The organism is Candidatus Latescibacterota bacterium (genome assembly GCA_019038625.1).
Classification (GTDB): domain Bacteria; phylum Krumholzibacteriota; class Krumholzibacteriia; order Krumholzibacteriales; family Krumholzibacteriaceae; genus JAGLYV01.
This window is the reverse complement of sequence record JAHOYU010000254.1, coordinates 1-3,102: the sequence shown is the minus strand read 5'-3', so window position 1 is coordinate 3,102 and position 3,102 is coordinate 1. Positions and strand designations below refer to the sequence as shown.

The 3,102-nt window shown below is 49.8% G+C and carries 4 protein-coding genes; all 4 read left to right on the top strand.

All coding sequences use genetic code 11. The annotated features are described in order from the left end of the window. A partial coding sequence (locus KOO63_16165; protein MBU8923352.1) for a carbamate kinase occupies positions 1-496 on the top strand: 496 nt, incomplete at its 5' end. A gap of 17 nt (positions 497-513) precedes the next feature. After that, entirely contained in the window at positions 514-942 is a 429-nt protein-coding gene (locus KOO63_16160; GenBank protein ID MBU8923351.1) for an FKBP-type peptidyl-prolyl cis-trans isomerase, read from the top strand. Positions 943-987: 45 nt separating this feature from the next. Continuing rightward, positions 988-2,262, top strand: coding sequence for a nickel-dependent lactate racemase (gene larA / locus KOO63_16155; protein ID MBU8923350.1), 1,275 nt, complete (start codon positions 988-990; stop codon positions 2,260-2,262). Between the two features lie 119 nt (positions 2,263-2,381). Then, positions 2,382-3,102 (top strand): ABC transporter ATP-binding protein (locus tag KOO63_16150; protein MBU8923349.1); only part of this gene is annotated, 721 nt, incomplete at its 3' end.

Genomic DNA, 3,102 nt, shown 5'->3' with positions numbered 1-3,102 from the left:
GAAAGAGGATCCGGATGGCAAGGGCTTCAGGAGAGTCGTGCCAAGTCCCACTCCCATCGAGATCGTCGAATCCAGCACCATAAAGAGTCTTCTTGAGTCGGGTACAATAGTCATTGCAGTCGGGGGTGGAGGTATTCCGGTCGTCCAGCGCGAGGGCGAATTGCGTGGAGTCGAGGCTGTAATAGACAAGGACAGGGCCTCGTCTGTGCTGGCTGGCGGGATAAACGCCGAGAGACTGATAATCCTCACGAATGTCGAGGAAGTTTACAGAAACTGGGGGAGCCCCGAACAGGCAGCTATCAGGGAGATCCACCTTTCAGAGGTCAGGTCTCTTTATGAAGCATACGAGTTCCCGGCCGGGAGTATGGGGCCCAAGATCCGGTCCGCGATAGATTTTGTCGCGGGAGGAGGGCAGAAAGCTATCGTGTCCCACGCAAGCAGACTTCTGGACGCATGTGCCGGGGACGTGGGAACACACATCATACCTGACAAATGAGTGGAAAAGGAGAGATAATGAGGGAAGTCAAGATTGGTGATAAGGTCAAGGTTCATTATACTGGTCGATTTACGGATGACCAGGTCTTTGATTCGTCTGAAGGCAAAGAACCCCTTGGTTTTACGGTAGGCGAAAAACAGGTTATAGAGGGTTTCGATTCTGCGATTACGGGCATGAAAGTCGGGGAAAAAAAGACTGTGACTATCGATGCTGTAAATGCCTATGGTCCAAAGCAGGATCAACTGATAGTCGAAGTCGAGAGATCCAACATTCCCGCTGAGATCGATATAAAAGAGGGGATCCAGCTCGAGATGATAAGGGATGACGAAGAAACAATGATAGTCACTGTCATCGGATTGACTGATAAACTCGTCACTGTCGACGCGAACCATCCTATGGCGGGGAGAGACCTTGTCTTTGATCTGGAACTGGTCGATCTCGCCTGACGCCGTGATCGTGTGATCCGCGTTTCTATTGAAAAAAGGGGAGTATTGAAGTACCGGTTGCCGTATAACGATTCGGAAATAGAATTAGATCTTCCGGATGGAGTCAGGATAGAAGGAACCACTTTTCCTCCTGCTCTGCTCGATGTCGGCGCTAGGCTTGACTCTGCTATCGAGTCTCCTGAAGGCTGTAGTCCACTTTCAGAGTTGATACCTGCGGAGGGCAGGATCAGCATACTTATATCGGATATTACGAGAGGAAGTGTCGCGGGCGTGATCCTGCCACTTCTTCTTAAACGTCTTGAAAGTATGGGCGCCGCGAGCGACAGCATCGAGATAATGATTTCGGCAGGGATGCATCGCGGACGCAGCAGGGAAGATCTCAAGAGACATCTTGGATCTGAAATAATCGAAAAGTATCCTGTGTCGGAGCATGACGCGTGTGATTCATCGTCGATGTTCAATGTGGGAGTGACCAGTGCCGGGACGGAATGCCATTTCAGTGAAAGAATAGTCGATTCCGGGCTGGTCATAGGGATAGGTCAGATATCTTTTCATTATTTCGCAGGTTTCGGCGGAGCACGAAAATTGATCCTGCCGGGCATAGCTTCTGAGAGTACGATTCTGGCAAATCACAGACTTTCTCTTCTTGATGATCCTTCTGATGGTCTGGTAGAAGGATGCAGACCGGGTAATCTTGAAGACAATCCGGTTCATATAGATATGCTTGAAGGTGCAAGGCTCCTTCCATCGCCTGTGTTCATGATCAATACGGTCAGTGGCAAGAATGGAGAAATCGTTTTTATCAATGGTGGAGATATTGAACAATCACACCTTTCAGCTACACGATGGTTTACGGACAGATTCTCGTTCAGGATCAAACGAACATATAGTACGGTGATCGCTTCAGCTGGAGGCAGCCCCAGGGATATAGATCTTCTTCAGAGCCACAAGGCGATAAAATATGCGTCAATCGCTGTCGATCAGGGAGGGTTGCTTTTGGCGGCTACCGCCTGCCCGGAAGGAATCGGTTCAGATTCATACGACGGATCATTCGAAAGCGGCAGGGATGCTGTTCCGGGAAAGGTCGGGGAAGGATACACACTCAATTCCCAGACTGCAATGTCCACTTTCGATATAACCGGAAGGCTCTCGGTCTATCTGAGGTCAGGTATCGATGATGAAACTGTCCAGAGGTTCGGGTTTTTCCCCTGGAAAGCTGATTATACAGGATTTCTTCTTGCCGGGATCGATCCGTCTGATATCCTGGCAATACCAAATGCGGCGACATTTCTGCCTATTCTGGAAGTTTCCTCCGAATAATCGAAGATGTGAAAAAAAATCTGTCGGTGGAATAATCAATAATCAGGTAAGGAGCGGAAACATTTCCCGACCGTCTCTCGTAATTATTCTGTAACAAGATTTGTCAGTCAGGAAGATAAGTGACAGTCAGATTAACAGACTTTTCCATCAGATACGGTAGTGTGACAGCTGTCGACCGGATCTCGGTTTTGTTCCGTCCCGGCTCAACAGGCCTTCTCGGAGCGAATGGAGCCGGCAAATCAAGCCTGATCAAGGGGCTCCTCGGACTCGTATCGCTCGACTCCGGGTCCGCTACGGTACTTGACCATGATGTATCAAGTGAGCGCAGGGAGATCCGCCGGTTGATCGGCTACATGCCGGAAGATGATTGTCTTATTCCGGGATTGACCGGTATAGGTATGGTCCAGTATGCGGGGGAGCTTTCGGGGATGTCGGGGAAAGACGCGATGCAGCGGGGGCATGAGGTGTTGTTCCTGACAGGCCTCGGCGAAGCGAGGTACAGGAAGGTCGAGACTTATTCGCGCGGTATGAAGCAGAGAGTAAAACTTGCCCAGGCTCTGGTCCATGATCCGAGATTGCTTTTCCTCGATGAACCAACAAGTGGTATGGATCCGAGGGGCAGACTTGAGATGCTTGATCTTATCCAATACATAGCCGAACAGAAAGAGATGAGTATTGTGCTCGCCACTCATATACTTGTCGATGTTGAGAGGATATGCGGAAATGTTGTTATCATCGACAGGGGACGCCTTGCGATTCACGGAGAGATGGACTCACTGAAGGGCAGTTATTCAGATGCTTTTACAGTACGCGTGGATGGAGACAGAGATGGATTTATCG